Genomic DNA, 13,049 nt, shown 5'->3' on the forward strand with positions numbered 1-13,049 from the left:
CGGCTCCTCTCACCAGATGTTGTCCAGAGGATCCGAGGTCTCCTCGACGTCCGCCCCCAGCCCCCAGGCGGCCTCCGTCGCCGCCACCAGCGGACTGATGTCCACACCAGGCGTGCGCCGCGCCCACGCCCACGCATCACCCAGCGGCCGTTTCTGCGCGCCCGCCAGCGCCGACGAGAACGGCGCATCATCGAAGTGCGTCAGCGACTGCTCCACGACCGCGTCGTAGAAGCCGCCGCACGCCGCCGCCATCTCGCGGGCCTTGGGCTTGACCACCGCGACGCCCAGCCCGTCGTCCTCGTCCTCCAGCGCCGGGATCAGGGACGCCGCGGCGCTGGCCGGGTCGACGACCCAGCAGCGCGGCCCCCACTTCTTGTGGAGCTCGATGGCGCGCTGCACCACCCACGCCACGCCCGGCCGGTGGTCGACGACCGTGACGTGCACGCCGCCCCGCCACCGGATCGCCGCGCTGATCGCCGCATGGCTGCGCTCGGGCGTCACGTCGATGGCCAGCGCCACCGCACCGCGCCCGCGGGCCGCAGCCAGCTCGGCGGCCTGGCTGTCGCTCTGGCCGACGGCCAGCGCCCGCCACGCGTCCTCGCCGATGACCTGCCACGTCTCCGCGGCGTCCGAGGGGTAGTCGCCCACCCCGAGCCGCTCCCGCTCGAAGATGCCGCTGGTGCCCAGCGAGGCCCGCTCGTTGCGCACGAACTCGGGGCTGATCAGGTAGCCGAGCGACGGGTTCGCCGTCGCCCACGCGCCGGGATCGTCCGCGTCGTCGTGGTCCGTGCAGCCGCGCGCGCACTCATCCCGGTGCGGGTCCACCGACCACTCGAAGTACGCCAGGCTCGGGTCCGGGACACCCGACTCGACAGCGGCCAGCGCGCGGCGCCGCAGCCGCCCCAACTGCACGGACTGGCCGCCGATCCCCGCGCTGCCCAGGTAGTACAGCTGCGGGTTCTCCACCGCCGACATGGTCGGCATCAGCGCGCCCATCGCGTCGTCGCCGAGGATCATCGCCTCGTCCATGATGTTGCAGTCCCCAGTGAACCCACGGCCGGACCCGCCGGAGCGGGCGAGGAACTGCAGCACCTGCCCGGTGACCAAGGTGATCGACGTCTCGTTGGTGTTGTTGCGGACCCGCAGCACACGTTTCCGCAGGTCAGGGCATCCCTGGATCAGCGCCTCGATCCGCTGGAACGCCACCTTCGACGTCTTGAACTCGTGCGCGCTGTGAATGATCAGCTGCTCGTCGAGGAGGAACAGACCCGCCAGCTCGCGGGCCTCGATGATCCCGCCCTTCCCGTTCTGCCGAGGGACGTTCACCGCGACCTCGAACGCCGCCCAGTTCCCGTCCGCGCGCTCGCGCAGGCCCACATCGAGGACGTGCTGCTGCCAGGGGAACAGCTCCAGCCCGGCCATGGCCGCCAGCTCGACGGCCTCCTGGCCCGACGAGGACAGGAACCTGGCCGGCGCCGTGGACAGACGCGGCTCCTGCACACCGCGCAGGACGTCAGGCGGGGCGGTCACGGCGCCTCCGGCGTCGCGTCAGCAGCTCGTCCACCTGATCGTCACTGGCCGCGGCGGGCGCCAGCTTGCGCAGGGACTCCAGCACGGTGCGCAGCTCCCGTCCCGCGTTGGCCTTCGCCGTCGCCCCGCCCCGCTCGTCCATCGTCGCGGCCAGCGTCAGCGCGAGCTGCGCCAGGCCAGGCGCCATCTCCCCGACCCGCAGCCGGTCGATCTCGGCGGTCGTCGCCTCCACGTTCGTCGCCATGATCACCCCCGGTCGGTCACGGACGGTCACGTCACAGAGGGTGAGCGGCGCCCGCTAATCCAGCGAGCTGCACTCCGGTGGATTAGCGAGTACAGGCCCCGTGTAAAAAATCGGGCGAGAAGGGCGTTTGGGTCGCCCATGCCTGTGCTCAAAAAGCGCCCCGGTCTTGATCACCATTCGAGTGGCGACTGCCGGACGATCACTTGGGCGCGGGTCTTGCGGGAGCTGTACCAGCGGCTGGCTACTCTGCGCATTTCCGGGTCGCGCATGGCGTCGATGCGCTGCATGACGATGTCGCGTCCGGGGTCGATCGCGATGATCTTTGCGTCCATGCGCTTGTACTTCGCGAGGGCCTTGGTGCCGGGCATGGTGTGGATCAAGTAGACGTTCGTCTTGTCGCGTAGCTCGAACGCTTCGTGCATGGCTGCGTAGCGGGCTTTGTGGGCGACGCGGAGCAGGGTGGGGTCCTGGTTCCAGGTGGGGGCGCCGGGTCCGGCGAGGGCGCGGGTGATGCGGTCGAGGTCGATGACGATGTCGGTCGGCTTGGCGTGCGCGTCGATCCAGCTGGTCTTGCCCGCGGCCGGCGGGCCGGTGATGACGTAGAGCACCGTGGTTCCTCCCGCGGGTGAGGGACACTGGACTCATGACAACTCTGATCGAACCGGGCATCGTTGAGGTCACCGTGGTGGCGCAGGGCAGCGACCCCGCTATGCGCGTGATCACGCATCTGGCTAACAGCTACACGACGGCGAGCGGCTTGGAGTGCGGGCTGTTCACCCCCGGCTGCGTGTACCGGCGGCTGCGCGTCAACACGCAGGAGCCGTGTCGCGTCAGTCCGCTCCTTGAGGACGGCGAGCCCTACGCGGGTGACGTGCGGGACGGGGTGGCGCCTCGCGTGAGCGGTGACCAGGTTCATGTCGAGGTCGAGGGGTCGATGCGGGCCGATGTCGATCTTGTCCGTCAGGGTCTGGCCGAGGCGTTTCCCGAGCAGGGGTCGAGCGTCGAGGTGAGTGCGTACGGGGTGTCGGAGCCGCGCCCGATCTCGGTGACCATGCTGTTGGAGGCGCGTGCCTGAGCCGACGGGGGCGGCGTCCGGATCTACCACTTGCCGAAGGCCCTCCGTGGTGTCGACGTGGGCCGCGCGGTCGTGCGCGCCCCGCGGGCGCTGTTGCATCGGCGGTGCGCTGAGCGGGCGTTGGCGGGGTCGAGGAGATCGCCGCCGCGGCTGAGGGGCTGCTCGTGGTCGAGGGTGAACGCGAGCGGGTGTGTGCGGCCGTCGACGCCTTCCGGGATGTTGTGGCCGCAGATCCAGCACGGGAGGCCGAGTGCCTTCTGCCGGGCGACGAGGCGGCGGTAGGGGCGCCCGTTGCGGATGCCTGCCACGGAGCGTCACCTCCCGGGGTCAGGTGATGCGGAGGGTGCCGGAGAGGCGGACGACGTCCTCGGCTCCGGGCGGGTCGATGTTGATCCACACCTGGTATCTGCCGCGGGCCAGGGTCTGGGTTGCGGAGTTGGGCCCGACGAGGAGCAGGGCCTCGCGGTCGCGCCACTCAGCTTCCAGCCACTCGTCCTCGGCGGGGTCGTCGTCGTGGGTGACGACGGCCATGCGGACGGGGAGGCTGGCGAGGTCGGTGCCTGCGGGCGCGGTGACGAGGACGTGGACGTGCTCGGTGCTGCTGGCGGAGATCAGCACGGTGGGCCCACCTCCCAGTCCGTGTACGGGGCGCTGACGGTCCATCCGCTGTGGGGTGGGCCGACGGTGATGTCCAGGCCGGGTCCGTCGCCGGGGCCGATGCCGGGGGCGGTGAGGGGCATGGCCTGCTCGACCGTGGCCGCGCGCGTGAGGACCGCGGTCTTGGTGGCGGTGAGGGGCCGCGCGGTGGCCTCCTCGACGACGGTGGAGAGCGTGGCTGTCTTGACGCCGAGGAGGGGCTGCGCCGTCTCCGTGGCGCCCGCAGGGGTGAGACCGGCGGCCTTAATGCCGGTGAGGGCCTGTGCGGTCTCGGTGGCCCCTGCAGAGCTGAGGGTGGCCGTCTTGGTGCCGGTGAGCGGCCGGGCGGTATCCGTGCTCGTGACGGTGCTGAGGGTGGCCTCCGCGGCGGTGCTGATGTCGCCGGCCGCGAAGTCGTCGTAGCGCAGCCCGCTGGTGGACTCGGAGCGCAGGCCGACTGCCGTGCCGGTGGCGACCGCTGTGTCGGTGACGCTGATCCGCTCGACGCCGCCGATGAAGCCCTTGATCGCGCTGCCGACGGCTTGGATCTTGGCGGTGTCGCCGGGGGCGGCTGCGACGGCGTAGGTGCCGATCATCGTGAAGTTGTTGCCGACGACGGAGAACAGGTCCCACGAGGTGCCGCTGTTGCGCAGGAGGTAGCCCTGGGTGAAGTTCGCGTTGCCGCGGCACCAGACGCCCTGGCTGGCTGAGGTGGTGGCGGCGATGGTCATCTGTGCGAAGTGATCGTTGCTGTCCATGGCGGTGGCGGCGCGCACGAGGATGGTGCCGCCTGCCGAGCCCGGGGAGAGCTGCCCGGAGATGATCGCCCAGAGGTTCCCGGAGACCTCGACCCAGCCTGCGCCGAGGTCGGTGCTGTCGGCCCGGGTGAAGTCGTCGGTGAACGTGGCCATGTGGCCCCCTACGTGGTCGAGTTGGACCGGTAGAGATCCGCGATGGCCAGGTTGAGGGGGATGCCGTCACCGGGCGACCAGGGGAACGTGTGCTTGGTCAACGGGATCAGGTCGGCGTCCGTGCCGCCGGTGGTGTCGGGGTCGTAGCAGACGACCAGGGCGCCGACGGCGGCGCCGGACGGGGTGGCCCAGGAGACGTCTGCGGCGTCGACGGCGACGCGGTCGAGGGTGTCGTCGACGGTGGCGGTGACGCTGGTGAGGGTCTTGCGGCCCACGGTGGTCTGCTCGTTGGTCGCGCCGGCCACGATGTCGGTCAGCGAATCCTTGTCGCGCAGGACGCTGTCGGCCTCCAGGCCGGCGGACTCCAGGGCGACCAGGACGAGGGCGTCGTTGGCGGCGGGGAGCGAGGCGTAGTAGGCGACCCGGCCCAAGGCGATGTTGAAGACGAAGTCGGCCACGGCGGTCCTCTCGCGGCATGACGACGCCCCGGGGGCCGTGGGGCCGCTCCGGGGCGTCGTGGGTGTCTGGGGTGCCTGTCTCGGGGCACAGTTGTACACCGAGATCGTTACATCGCGCTGACCTGCGCGTCAAGCGGCCCTGCCGTTCCGGCGTTTGGCGTCGAGGGCGCTCACGTCCTCGATCTTGTACCAGGGCTGTCGTGGGCTGCCGCCCGCCCGGGCGAGCTGCCCGCGGTGGACGAGGAGGCGGACGCCCCCCAGGGAGACCCCGAGGACGTGGGCGGCCTGGTGGGCGGTGAGGTAGCCGGGGCGGATGATCTGCGACTCCATGCCCCCATGATGCCGCTACATGCCCGCCTCGTCGGTGAGCAGCGTCATCCCCAGCGTCGCCGCGCCGATGGTGATCGTCACGACGCCGTGGCACTGCGAGTTGGGGTCGTCGGCCGTGGGGTCGCCCTGGCAGCCGTTGTCCGTGTACTCCGTCTCGGCGGCCTTCATCTTGTTGATCTGCTTGGTAGTGGCCGGGTACGCCCGGCCGGACTTGTCGATCGCGTCTTCCAGGCCGCCGGTCACGCCCATGATGTCGTCGACGTAGCGGGCGCACGCGTTGCTGGACGGCATCTGGCAGGCGCTCACGGCCTCGGCGTCCTTGCCCGCGGCGTCGTCGAGCTTCGGGCTCCAGACGGGGTCGAGCTTCTTCGGCGTGGCGGCGCTGGTGGGGCTCGCCTTCTTGGCCTTGGCCTTGTGGTCGGTGTCGTCCCCGGAGTCTGAGCAGCCGGCGAGCGCGAGCACGGCGGCGGTGAGCACGACGGTGGTGGTGCGGCGCATGGTTCCCCCCAGGCGTGTGTGAGGGCCAGGAGCGTAGCGGCGCGCGGGGACGGTGGGGGCGGGAATGGCGAAGGCCCCGCCAGCGCGGCGGGCCCGGTACCGAGGGGTCAGTCCTCCCAGTGCATCTCCGGCACGGCCGGAAGGCCGGCTGCCTCGCGGCGGGCCATCTCACCTTGCACGGCCGCCGCAGTCTCCTCGGACATGCCGCTCATGGCGGAGCGGTGAAGCGGGTCGTCGGCCGGGTCGTCGTGCTCGGTCTCGGCCGCGAGCTGGTCGGTGTAGAAGTCGGGGTCGTACCCGAGTTCGCTGTCCTGGTCGTTCACGTGGTGTCCCTTCTCTCTGCGTGTGACAGCCGACGGCCCCGCCGCGACTGGGGGGCGCGGCGGCGCTTCATGCCGGGCGTTACCCGGTGCGAACCTCACTGTGGCAGCGTCAGCCCTTCCGTGCTCCGGGAACGGGCTTGTCTGCATCCTTCACCCAACCGCCTTGCGACGAGCGGTAGTCGGTGGCGTGGCGGTTGGAGTCGGGGACTCGCTCGGGATCGCGGATGGGCATGTCCTTGGGCAGTGGCATGGTGGTGGTCCTGTCTCGTGTGATCGGGATGGGACCGGGGCGGCCGGTCAGCTGCCAGGCGGGCGGCCGCCCCGGGGTAGATGGCCGGGGAGATCCCCGGTAGATGGCGGTAGACGATGCGGTAGACGTGCAGGTCAGGCGGCGGTAGACGTCGCGGTAGACGTCTCCTTGGTGGCACCCGGGGAAGGGGCCAGATCCACCCGGCGGACGCCCCTGGTCGGGCCCCGCCCGCCGGCCTTCACCTTGAGGTGCACGGGGATGCCTGCGGCCTCCAGCTGGGCGCGCAGATCGGACACCTGCCAGGAGGCTGTGAGGGCTGCTGTGTCGGGCCGCTGCTGGAGGTGGTCGAGGACGGTGGAGAGGTGCACCGCGGAGTCGCTGCCCATGAGGGTCAGCAGGAGCTCGCGGAGGGCCTCCCCGGAGGGCGCCGCGGGGGGCGCCGCGGGGGCCTCGGCGGAGGACTGCTCGGCCACCTCCCGCCCGGCCCGCCACGAGGCGGCCAGCCAGCCCGTGGTGAGGAGCCACATCAGGGCGGGCAGGGCGCGCAGCAGCCGCCACAGCAGGTACGCGCCGAAGGCGAGGAGCGCGATGCGGGCCCAGCAGCCGAGCAGAGCGCGCCAGCCGGTCAGGTCCGGGCGGCGGCCGCGGGCCACCCACGCGGCAGTGCGCGCGGCCAGGCGGCGGGTCAGGGTGGTGGAGCCGTGGGCGAGCCGGGTAGCGGTGCGGCGGGTGCGGTTCACAGGACGCCGACCCCCTCGGCTGCGTCGACGAGGGCGTCGCCTGCCACGTCGAGTACGTCCGGCAGCCAGGACAGAGCACCGGCCACGCCTGCGGTGAGCAGCAGGACGGAGCCGACGAACGCCCCGCCCACGATGCGCTTCTTGTCCTTCTTTCCGGCGGTCTTGTAGGAGAGCCCGACGAGGAAGACCACCAGCACGGCGACGACGGCGCCGGTGGCGCCGAGCCCTACGAGCTGTCCGCGGGTGACGCCCTGGGTGGTCGTGGCCCCGGCGGCGACGGCGCCAGTGCGCTCGCCCGCGCCGTTGGCGACGGTGCCGGTGCGGGTGTGGACCCAGCCGAGGAGACCGCCGGGGCAGGCGGCCGCGCATGCGGCGCCCGCGAAGCCCTTACCGAAGCTGCTGAGCTGCTTCATCTCGCGACTGCCGGTCCACCACGGGTGGAGGTTGGCGCTCAAGATGATGAGGGCGGCGAGGAGGCCGCCGAGCGTGAGCGTGGTGGTCCCGGTCATCGGCTCACCCCGGTCAGGAGCTGGATCGGGTCCCACCAGTCGAGGACGCCGACGGCGCCGACGGTCGCGGTGACGAGGAGGGCCCGGGGGATCGCGCGGCCGGTGTGGTGGTCGAGGGACCAGGCGGCGGCGACCGCGACGGTGGCGATGATGTACGCCGCGGTGATGCCGGCCTCGGTGCGAGCCTGGTGGACGGTGTGCGACCACAGGCCGACCGGGCTTTGCCCGCCGATCCACGGCGCGAGGGCGACGAGGACGGCGACGAGCATGCGCCAGGTGACCAGGCGTTCCCACAGCCAGTCCCAGGCGCGGGTCCACAGCGGCGGGTCGGGCTCGGGCTCGGCCCAGGTGAGGACGATGTCGTGGACGTGGTGGACCTCGACCGCGTGGGGCGGGTCCGGGTAGTGCGGCACGGGGGCGGGCGCGGTGGGCGGAGGCGGCGGCGCGACGGGCGCGGGGGCGGAGTGCCAGGGCGGTGCTTCGCCGGGGGCGGGCGGCCGGTCGGGCAGGGGTGTGCTGGCGGGGATGATCCGCGTGGGGATGATCGGTCGGTCGGTCATAGGAGGGCCTCGATCGGGATGGCCGGGGCGCAGACGACGGCGCCGAGGGATATGCGGCTCACCCGACCGCGGCTGCGGACGGCAGCGTGTCGGGGTCGTACATGGCGCCGCGGGTCGGGTCGACGAACGCGGGCGTGATCTTCTTGCGGTCCTTCCAGGTGCGGACGGTTGAGACGCTGATGCCGTACCGCTTGGCCACGTCGCTCGTGGTGAGGAAGTGGTGCGTCTCAGATGCGCGCCTGTCCGTCTCGTCGTCTCGCGCGACGATCGGGAGCAGCCGGGCGCGCGGCGGTACGGCCTGAGCCCAGACGGTCGTGGTCGGGACGCTGATGGCGGGCGGCTCGACGGAGGGTGAGACGGGCGGCCCGACAGGCGTCTCAGCGGCGGGGGCGGCCGGGGTGGCGGCGAGATGGAGCAGGTGGCCGAACACAAGGGGCGGGACGCACGAGACGACGATCACGAGCCACAGGGGTGTGCGGGGTGAGCTGGACAGATGCCCGGTGACGAAGGCGTGTGAGACGGGCTGCGCGGCCATCGCTGCGCCGAGCGAGACGCAGGCGCCGACCACCGCCGACCGCTTGCCGGGCGCGCCTGCGGGCCGGTTTGAGGCGACGGACGCGGCGATGCCGGCGTAGGCGGCGAGGACGGCGGCCATGCCCCAGGCGAGACGGGCGTCCCATCCGGCGAGGACGGCGAGGTGGTGCTCGCCGGGCGCGCACATGATGAGCACGACGACGGCGACGATGGGGCGTCCCGCGTTGGTGAACCAGCGGACCCACCATGGGACGCGGTGGGACGCGGGAGGAGAGGTGCGTCGCAGGCGGGACGTGAACCGGTGACGCAGGTGAGACAGGCGGGTCTTCACGGTGCTGCTCCAGGTAGCGAGGTGGCCGGGCCCGGCGTGGGGTCCGGGCCCGGCCGGTCAGTGGCCGGCGGCGCTGGCGTTGGCGCGGGTGATGGCGAGCTGCGCGGCGGCCTCGGCCCGGGTGCGGGGGTCCTGCGCGTGGGCGTAGTCGGCGTCCGCCTGGCGGTGGAGCTCGGCGACGCGCTCGGCCTCGGTCGTCTCGGGCCCGGTGTCGTCGGGCTGGGGGCTGGCCATCACAGGGTCCGGGCGGCGGCGCGGAGGCGGATGGCGTACTCGCCGCGGGTGATGCCGAGCTCGCTGTCGGGGAGCGCGAGGACCGCGCGGGCGGCGGCCGCGTTGGCGACGGGCGCGGGCAGGGCGCACAGGGTGGTGATGGTGGCGGCGCAGAGGGCGCGGGACCAGCCGGGGCCGGTGAGCGGGTCGGTGGGGTGGTGCTCGGCGAGGTGGTCGGCGGCCGCGGTCAGCAGCTGGCTGGAGAGGGAGGGGCCGGTGGGGAGGCTCGGCCGGGCGAGGGTCTGGGTACGCTCCATGGCGGACCTGCTCCTTTGATCGCTTCGGGGTGGGTCCGCCCCCGGCCCAATGGAGTGGCGACTCCGGGCCGGGGGCTTTGTGCATCAGCAGCACGTGCTGCTTGCTCGGCACTGTAGGGGTCCCCTACAGTGCGGCGCAAGCGGCCCATCGGAAGAAAGGGCCGGGATGAGCGACGAGGAGGTGCGCCGCGTGGCGGATGCCCTTGACGCGGTCGAGCAGATCGCGGACCTGGAGCAGCGGGTCAAGGCGAAGAGCCGGGTCATGGCCGCCCAGGCCGAGCGCAACAAACTGTGGTCCCGTGAGCGAGACGCGGTGATCCGTCAGCTGCGCGACGAGGAAGGCCTCTCGTATCGGCAGATCGCAGCGCGTCTGGACATCACGCTCAGCACGGTGCAGGCGGTGTTCCGCGGCTACAAGGGCTCGGGGACCACGCGTCCGAAGGGGGATGCGGAGGAGTGACGGGCGCCCTTCACTCGTTCGGGAGTTCGCAGCGCGTCGCGGCCCTGCGGTCCGTAGGGTCCAGCACTCGACCGACGGGAAGGGGATATCCGATGGAGTCGATCCGCGAGTACGCGGGTGAGGTGCGCGTCTGTGGTTCCTGCGGCCAGCCGTGCCATCTCGGGGCCACAGAGTCCGGTGATGCGTGGCAGCACTTCAGGGAGCAGTGGGACGGCGTGTACTGCCCGCGGTTCCCTCTGGCTGGCACGCCGGTGGCGATCGCCTGGGATGCCGGGTCGTGGCGTGACGTGCGGGTGGCGTACCCGGACGCCCGTGCCGCGAGGCGGGCCACGGCGTCCCGGTAGGCCGCCGGACGCCCCTGCCTCGCGGGTCGAGGCGGGGGCTCATCGCTGGGTTCGGACTACCGGGCGAGCTGCACCCTGACCGGGGTGTTCGGGCAGCGCGTCGCGTTCTCGGAGAGGGCGGACTCTTCGCTCGGGTCGATGGACAGACCCCACCGCGTCTTCACCGCTACCCATTCGGCGATGTACGTGCACCGGTCGCCTTCGGTCGGCGGCATCCACGTAGCTGGGTCCTGATCGCTCTTGGAGCGGTTCGACTTGGCGGAGACGGCAATCAGCGACCGGCTGTCTCCGAGATCGTTGGCGTACTCCTGGCGCTCAGCCGCGGTCCATGCCTTGGCTCCGGAGTCCCAGCTCTCGGCGAGCGGGACGCGGTGGTCGATGTCGAGGCCGGAGGGGCCGTCGATGTACTGGTCGTCGTACTCGGAGTACCACCGGCCCCCGGTGAGCTTGCACTTCTCGCCCTGCTGGGGGGCGATGAGTGCTTCGTCGAGCAGGACCTCGTTGCGCGTCGAGCAGCCGTCCTTGTCGGTGTCGACCCAGTGCTTGAACTTGTCGCGCTTGTACCCGGTGCGATCCTCGTCCTGGATCGTGAGTGCCTTGAGTGCGGCCTGGAGGGACTGTACGACCGTCCGCCCGGGCTCCGGGGCCTTGCCGGGTGCGGCGTGGGCGGTGGTGACCGGGAAGGCGAGTGCTGCTGTGGCGGCGAGCAGGATGGCGGTTCGGGTGATGGTGGGCACGGGGCTCCTCGAAGATCGCGAATGGTCGTGATCTTCGTAGCGAAGTGCTCTGAGCCGACGTGCCGGGTATGGCGTTCGTGTCACCCGCGCGAGCGGTAAGTCAGATCGGCGCGAGCCGCGTCTAGGATCCGGTCGTGGCTGCCGACATCACTGACGAACTGATCATGCTGGAACGATCCTCCGAGGAGGCGCGGGCCGCGCTCGCGGGCCTCGACGCCGAGGAGTACGCCGCGCAGTGGCGCAGGTGGGCCGCGGCGGCGGAGGCATTCCAGGCGGCCGTGACGGTCCACGCACGGGGGACCGGGCAGCCGCGGCGCCTCGTGGAGATGGCCGCGAAGAAGGCCGTCCGGCATGCCGACGAGGACCCGGTGGAGTAGCCCGTCCGACCTGGTGCAGGCCATCGGCCTACACTCGAACATGTGAACGATCCTGCTCCGCTTAGCCGCCTCGATCAGCTGCGCTTCGCCCGCCGCGTCGTCGTACAGCAATCCGAGCGCGCCCTCGCGGAGATCGACCGGTGGATTACGGACGAGGAGCGGCGCGAGGCCGAGCGGGCGCGCGGCGCCGCAGCCCGGCCGCCGGCCCCGGCCTGGCTGATCGAGGGCGGCTCCGGGCGGCCCGCGATCTACGTGCACGAGGGCGGCTGCCACATGGCGGGCAAGCACACCCGCGGCCTCACGGCGGATCAGGCGCGGCAGGTGCTCGTCGAGGGCCAGGCCACGGCGTGCCCGCACTGCCGCCCGGACACTTTGCTCGGAGTGCTGGACTGACCGGCCAGGCGCACTCTGGAGGTATGGCGTCAGCAGCTCCGATAGTCGTCCACCCGCCGTCTCGCACGGGCGGCCGGCGGGTGGTCGCGCGCGGACACATCCTTGGCCTGGCCCACTCGGACGCGGACGTGATCGAGTTCCTGCGCAGGGCCGGGCTGGACGACGCGGAGCAGCTGCTCGACGACCCGGCATGGGTGACGTGGCGGGGCGGGCGAGCACACCACTACGAGGCGGCCTGATCAGAGCCGCGCGGTCATCGCGGACGGCACGATGAGGTGCCGCGCCCGGTGCTCCGCCGCCGCCGTGACTGCCCAGCCGATACTCCCGTCCGACATGGCGGGCCGCCCAAGATCCTCCCGGCACGTCGTGCACCGTGGGCATCCAGGCTCAAAGTCGGGGAGGAGTTCGGCGTGCTCGCGGGCCATGTGCTGGCCGAGGGCGAGCTGCGCGGAGAGCCCGGAGTCGAACGGGTCGTGATCCACGCCGGGCAGCGTGGTGAGCTCGGCCTCCGCGACCGCGTCCCGCATCACGGTCATGCGCTGGTACAGGAGGGTGCACTGGTCGCATGCCAGCAGCCAAGCCGGTGGGACGGGCCACAGCTCGGCGTCGTGTAAATCGTCCGTTGCCATGGGCGTGAGATTAGGGCCTGCGGCTGCCCGCCTGCGCGCGGCTCAGCCCAACAACCGGCACGGTTGGGAACCTCGACCGACCGATGCGGCGGGGCGAGTTGGCCTTGCATCGACTGCCGCAGTGATCGCATCCCGTATAGCGTCGGCGTGGCAATGAGGCGAGCAGAAGGAGAGGTCACGTGGCGTTGGTACGTCGTGAGGAGTTCGGCGTCCTGATTGAGCGGTACCTGCTCTGGTTGCAGGACGCCGAAGAGGACATCATCGACGCCTGGTCTAAAGATGAGCAGGGGCTCATTACAGGAGAAGACGGGCGGGTGGACATCAGGTCGGGGGGGCACACGCATACGGCCGCGTTCGCGGTCGAAATCTGGGACTCCCCGCCTGAGGCTGATCAGAGCACACCGTGGGAGGCGACGGGGGAGGCGGAGCTGGACTCCCCCTCGGGGCATCTGTGGTTCCACACGGCTGGCGGGCCGGACGAGCACGCGATTGAACTTGGTGCCGCAGGCCTGCGGTGGCGGCTGCGGGCTCACGTGGTGGGGCAGGAAGAGGTCACGACCCTCGCCCAACAGGGCGTGCCGGAGGGAGTGGAGCGCTTCTTGCTTCAATTCTGGCCCGTGTGATCCCCCCTGTGGACAGACGCCCTCTGT

General features: G+C 71.7%; 24 protein-coding genes. 6 read left to right on the forward strand and 18 right to left on the reverse strand.

Going from position 1 to position 13,049, the window contains the following annotated elements:
* Positions 1 to 9: 9 nt before the first annotated feature.
* The 3 genes from ACFYXE_RS19955 to ACFYXE_RS19965 all read right to left on the reverse strand — a co-directional run bounded on the left by ACFYXE_RS19955 (position 10) and on the right by ACFYXE_RS19965 (position 2,382).
* A complete protein-coding gene (locus ACFYXE_RS19955; RefSeq protein WP_389314068.1) occupies positions 10 to 1,530 on the reverse strand; it encodes a terminase in 1,521 nt (506 codons plus the stop codon).
* Complete coding sequence (locus tag ACFYXE_RS19960) at positions 1,514 to 1,804, reverse strand: hypothetical protein (RefSeq protein ID WP_389314070.1); 291 nt, start codon at positions 1,802 to 1,804, stop codon at positions 1,514 to 1,516. Before ACFYXE_RS19960 ends, ACFYXE_RS19955 begins: the two co-directional genes overlap by 17 nt.
* Before the next feature lie 140 nt (positions 1,805 to 1,944).
* Positions 1,945 to 2,382, reverse strand: a complete 438-nt coding sequence (locus ACFYXE_RS19965; RefSeq protein ID WP_389314072.1) for an AAA family ATPase — start codon at positions 2,380 to 2,382, stop codon at positions 1,945 to 1,947.
* 35 nt (positions 2,383 to 2,417) lie between these two features.
* On the opposite strand from ACFYXE_RS19965, the gene ACFYXE_RS19970 reads away from it, so the two are divergent.
* Positions 2,418 to 2,849 carry a hypothetical protein gene (locus tag ACFYXE_RS19970; protein WP_389314074.1) on the forward strand — a complete coding sequence of 144 codons (432 nt, stop codon included), beginning with the start codon at positions 2,418 to 2,420 and terminating at the stop codon, positions 2,847 to 2,849.
* A 23-nt stretch (positions 2,850 to 2,872) separates the two neighbouring features.
* On the opposite strand, the gene ACFYXE_RS19975 is transcribed toward ACFYXE_RS19970, so the two are convergent.
* From ACFYXE_RS19975 to ACFYXE_RS20035, 13 genes are all read right to left on the reverse strand, one after another.
* Entirely contained in the window at positions 2,873 to 3,157 is a 285-nt protein-coding gene (locus ACFYXE_RS19975) for an HNH endonuclease (RefSeq protein ID WP_389314076.1), read from the reverse strand.
* A 19-nt stretch (positions 3,158 to 3,176) separates the two neighbouring features.
* The gene (locus tag ACFYXE_RS19980) at positions 3,177 to 3,467 is read right to left on the reverse strand and encodes a hypothetical protein (RefSeq protein WP_389314078.1); all 291 of its coding nucleotides are present in this window, start codon (positions 3,465 to 3,467) and stop codon (positions 3,177 to 3,179) included.
* Positions 3,461 to 4,396 (reverse strand): hypothetical protein, encoded by a 936-nt coding sequence (locus ACFYXE_RS19985; RefSeq protein WP_389314080.1) that lies wholly within the window; start codon positions 4,394 to 4,396, stop codon positions 3,461 to 3,463. The genes ACFYXE_RS19980 and ACFYXE_RS19985 overlap by 7 nt, the downstream gene beginning before the upstream one ends.
* An 8-nt stretch (positions 4,397 to 4,404) precedes the next feature.
* A complete protein-coding gene (locus ACFYXE_RS19990; protein ID WP_389314082.1) occupies positions 4,405 to 4,854 on the reverse strand; it encodes a hypothetical protein in 450 nt (149 codons plus the stop codon).
* Between the two features lie 129 nt (positions 4,855 to 4,983).
* Positions 4,984 to 5,184: a hypothetical protein gene (locus tag ACFYXE_RS19995; RefSeq protein WP_389314084.1), complete on the reverse strand. Its 201-nt coding sequence runs from the start codon at positions 5,182 to 5,184 to the stop codon at positions 4,984 to 4,986.
* A 15-nt stretch (positions 5,185 to 5,199) separates the two neighbouring features.
* Positions 5,200 to 5,682, reverse strand: coding sequence for a hypothetical protein (locus ACFYXE_RS20000; protein ID WP_389314086.1), 483 nt, complete (start codon positions 5,680 to 5,682; stop codon positions 5,200 to 5,202).
* Between the two features lie 107 nt (positions 5,683 to 5,789).
* Positions 5,790 to 6,005 (reverse strand): hypothetical protein, encoded by a 216-nt coding sequence (locus tag ACFYXE_RS20005; protein ID WP_389314088.1) that lies wholly within the window; start codon positions 6,003 to 6,005, stop codon positions 5,790 to 5,792.
* A 384-nt stretch (positions 6,006 to 6,389) separates the two neighbouring features.
* Positions 6,390 to 6,995 (reverse strand): hypothetical protein, encoded by a 606-nt coding sequence (locus ACFYXE_RS20010; protein ID WP_389314090.1) that lies wholly within the window; start codon positions 6,993 to 6,995, stop codon positions 6,390 to 6,392.
* Positions 6,992 to 7,504 (reverse strand): hypothetical protein, encoded by a 513-nt coding sequence (locus tag ACFYXE_RS20015; RefSeq protein WP_389314092.1) that lies wholly within the window; start codon positions 7,502 to 7,504, stop codon positions 6,992 to 6,994. Before ACFYXE_RS20015 ends, ACFYXE_RS20010 begins: the two co-directional genes overlap by 4 nt.
* Entirely contained in the window at positions 7,501 to 8,064 is a 564-nt protein-coding gene (locus ACFYXE_RS20020; RefSeq protein ID WP_389314094.1) for a hypothetical protein, read from the reverse strand. Before ACFYXE_RS20020 ends, ACFYXE_RS20015 begins: the two co-directional genes overlap by 4 nt.
* A 58-nt stretch (positions 8,065 to 8,122) precedes the next feature.
* Positions 8,123 to 8,929 (reverse strand): helix-turn-helix domain-containing protein, encoded by an 807-nt coding sequence (locus ACFYXE_RS20025; RefSeq protein WP_389314096.1) that lies wholly within the window; start codon positions 8,927 to 8,929, stop codon positions 8,123 to 8,125.
* Between the two features lie 57 nt (positions 8,930 to 8,986).
* A complete protein-coding gene (locus tag ACFYXE_RS20030) occupies positions 8,987 to 9,163 on the reverse strand; it encodes a hypothetical protein (protein WP_389314098.1) in 177 nt (58 codons plus the stop codon).
* Entirely contained in the window at positions 9,163 to 9,459 is a 297-nt protein-coding gene (locus ACFYXE_RS20035) for a hypothetical protein (RefSeq protein WP_389314100.1), read from the reverse strand. Before ACFYXE_RS20035 ends, ACFYXE_RS20030 begins: the two co-directional genes overlap by 1 nt.
* A gap of 166 nt (positions 9,460 to 9,625) precedes the next feature.
* On the opposite strand from ACFYXE_RS20035, the gene ACFYXE_RS20040 reads away from it, so the two are divergent.
* On the forward strand, positions 9,626 to 9,919 hold the full coding sequence (locus ACFYXE_RS20040) for a helix-turn-helix domain-containing protein (RefSeq protein WP_389314102.1): 294 nt from the start codon (positions 9,626 to 9,628) through the stop codon (positions 9,917 to 9,919).
* Positions 9,920 to 10,319: 400 nt separating this feature from the next.
* Here ACFYXE_RS20040 and ACFYXE_RS20045 read toward each other — a convergent pair whose 3' ends face one another.
* Complete coding sequence (locus tag ACFYXE_RS20045) at positions 10,320 to 11,000, reverse strand: HNH endonuclease family protein (protein ID WP_389314104.1); 681 nt, start codon at positions 10,998 to 11,000, stop codon at positions 10,320 to 10,322.
* A 134-nt stretch (positions 11,001 to 11,134) separates the two neighbouring features.
* Between ACFYXE_RS20045 and ACFYXE_RS20050 the strand changes: the two genes are divergently transcribed.
* From ACFYXE_RS20050 to ACFYXE_RS20060, 3 genes are read left to right on the forward strand one after another with little or no spacing between them, the layout of a single operon-like run.
* On the forward strand, positions 11,135 to 11,377 hold the full coding sequence (locus ACFYXE_RS20050; protein ID WP_389314106.1) for a hypothetical protein: 243 nt from the start codon (positions 11,135 to 11,137) through the stop codon (positions 11,375 to 11,377).
* Positions 11,378 to 11,419: 42 nt separating this feature from the next.
* Entirely contained in the window at positions 11,420 to 11,770 is a 351-nt protein-coding gene (locus tag ACFYXE_RS20055; RefSeq protein ID WP_389314108.1) for a DUF6233 domain-containing protein, read from the forward strand.
* Between the two features lie 23 nt (positions 11,771 to 11,793).
* Entirely contained in the window at positions 11,794 to 12,009 is a 216-nt protein-coding gene (locus ACFYXE_RS20060; protein ID WP_389314110.1) for a hypothetical protein, read from the forward strand.
* Here ACFYXE_RS20060 and ACFYXE_RS20065 read toward each other — a convergent pair whose 3' ends face one another.
* The gene (locus ACFYXE_RS20065; RefSeq protein ID WP_389314112.1) at positions 12,010 to 12,399 is read right to left on the reverse strand and encodes a hypothetical protein; all 390 of its coding nucleotides are present in this window, start codon (positions 12,397 to 12,399) and stop codon (positions 12,010 to 12,012) included. It lies immediately after the preceding gene.
* Positions 12,400 to 12,578: 179 nt separating this feature from the next.
* On the opposite strand from ACFYXE_RS20065, the gene ACFYXE_RS20070 reads away from it, so the two are divergent.
* Positions 12,579 to 13,022, forward strand: coding sequence for a hypothetical protein (locus tag ACFYXE_RS20070; RefSeq protein WP_389314114.1), 444 nt, complete (start codon positions 12,579 to 12,581; stop codon positions 13,020 to 13,022).
* The last annotated feature ends 27 nt before the right edge of the window (positions 13,023 to 13,049 follow it).

Origin of the sequence: Streptomyces sp. NPDC002564, assembly GCF_042889645.1 — a bacterium.
Classification (GTDB): Bacteria; Actinomycetota; Actinomycetes; order Streptomycetales; family Streptomycetaceae; genus Streptomyces.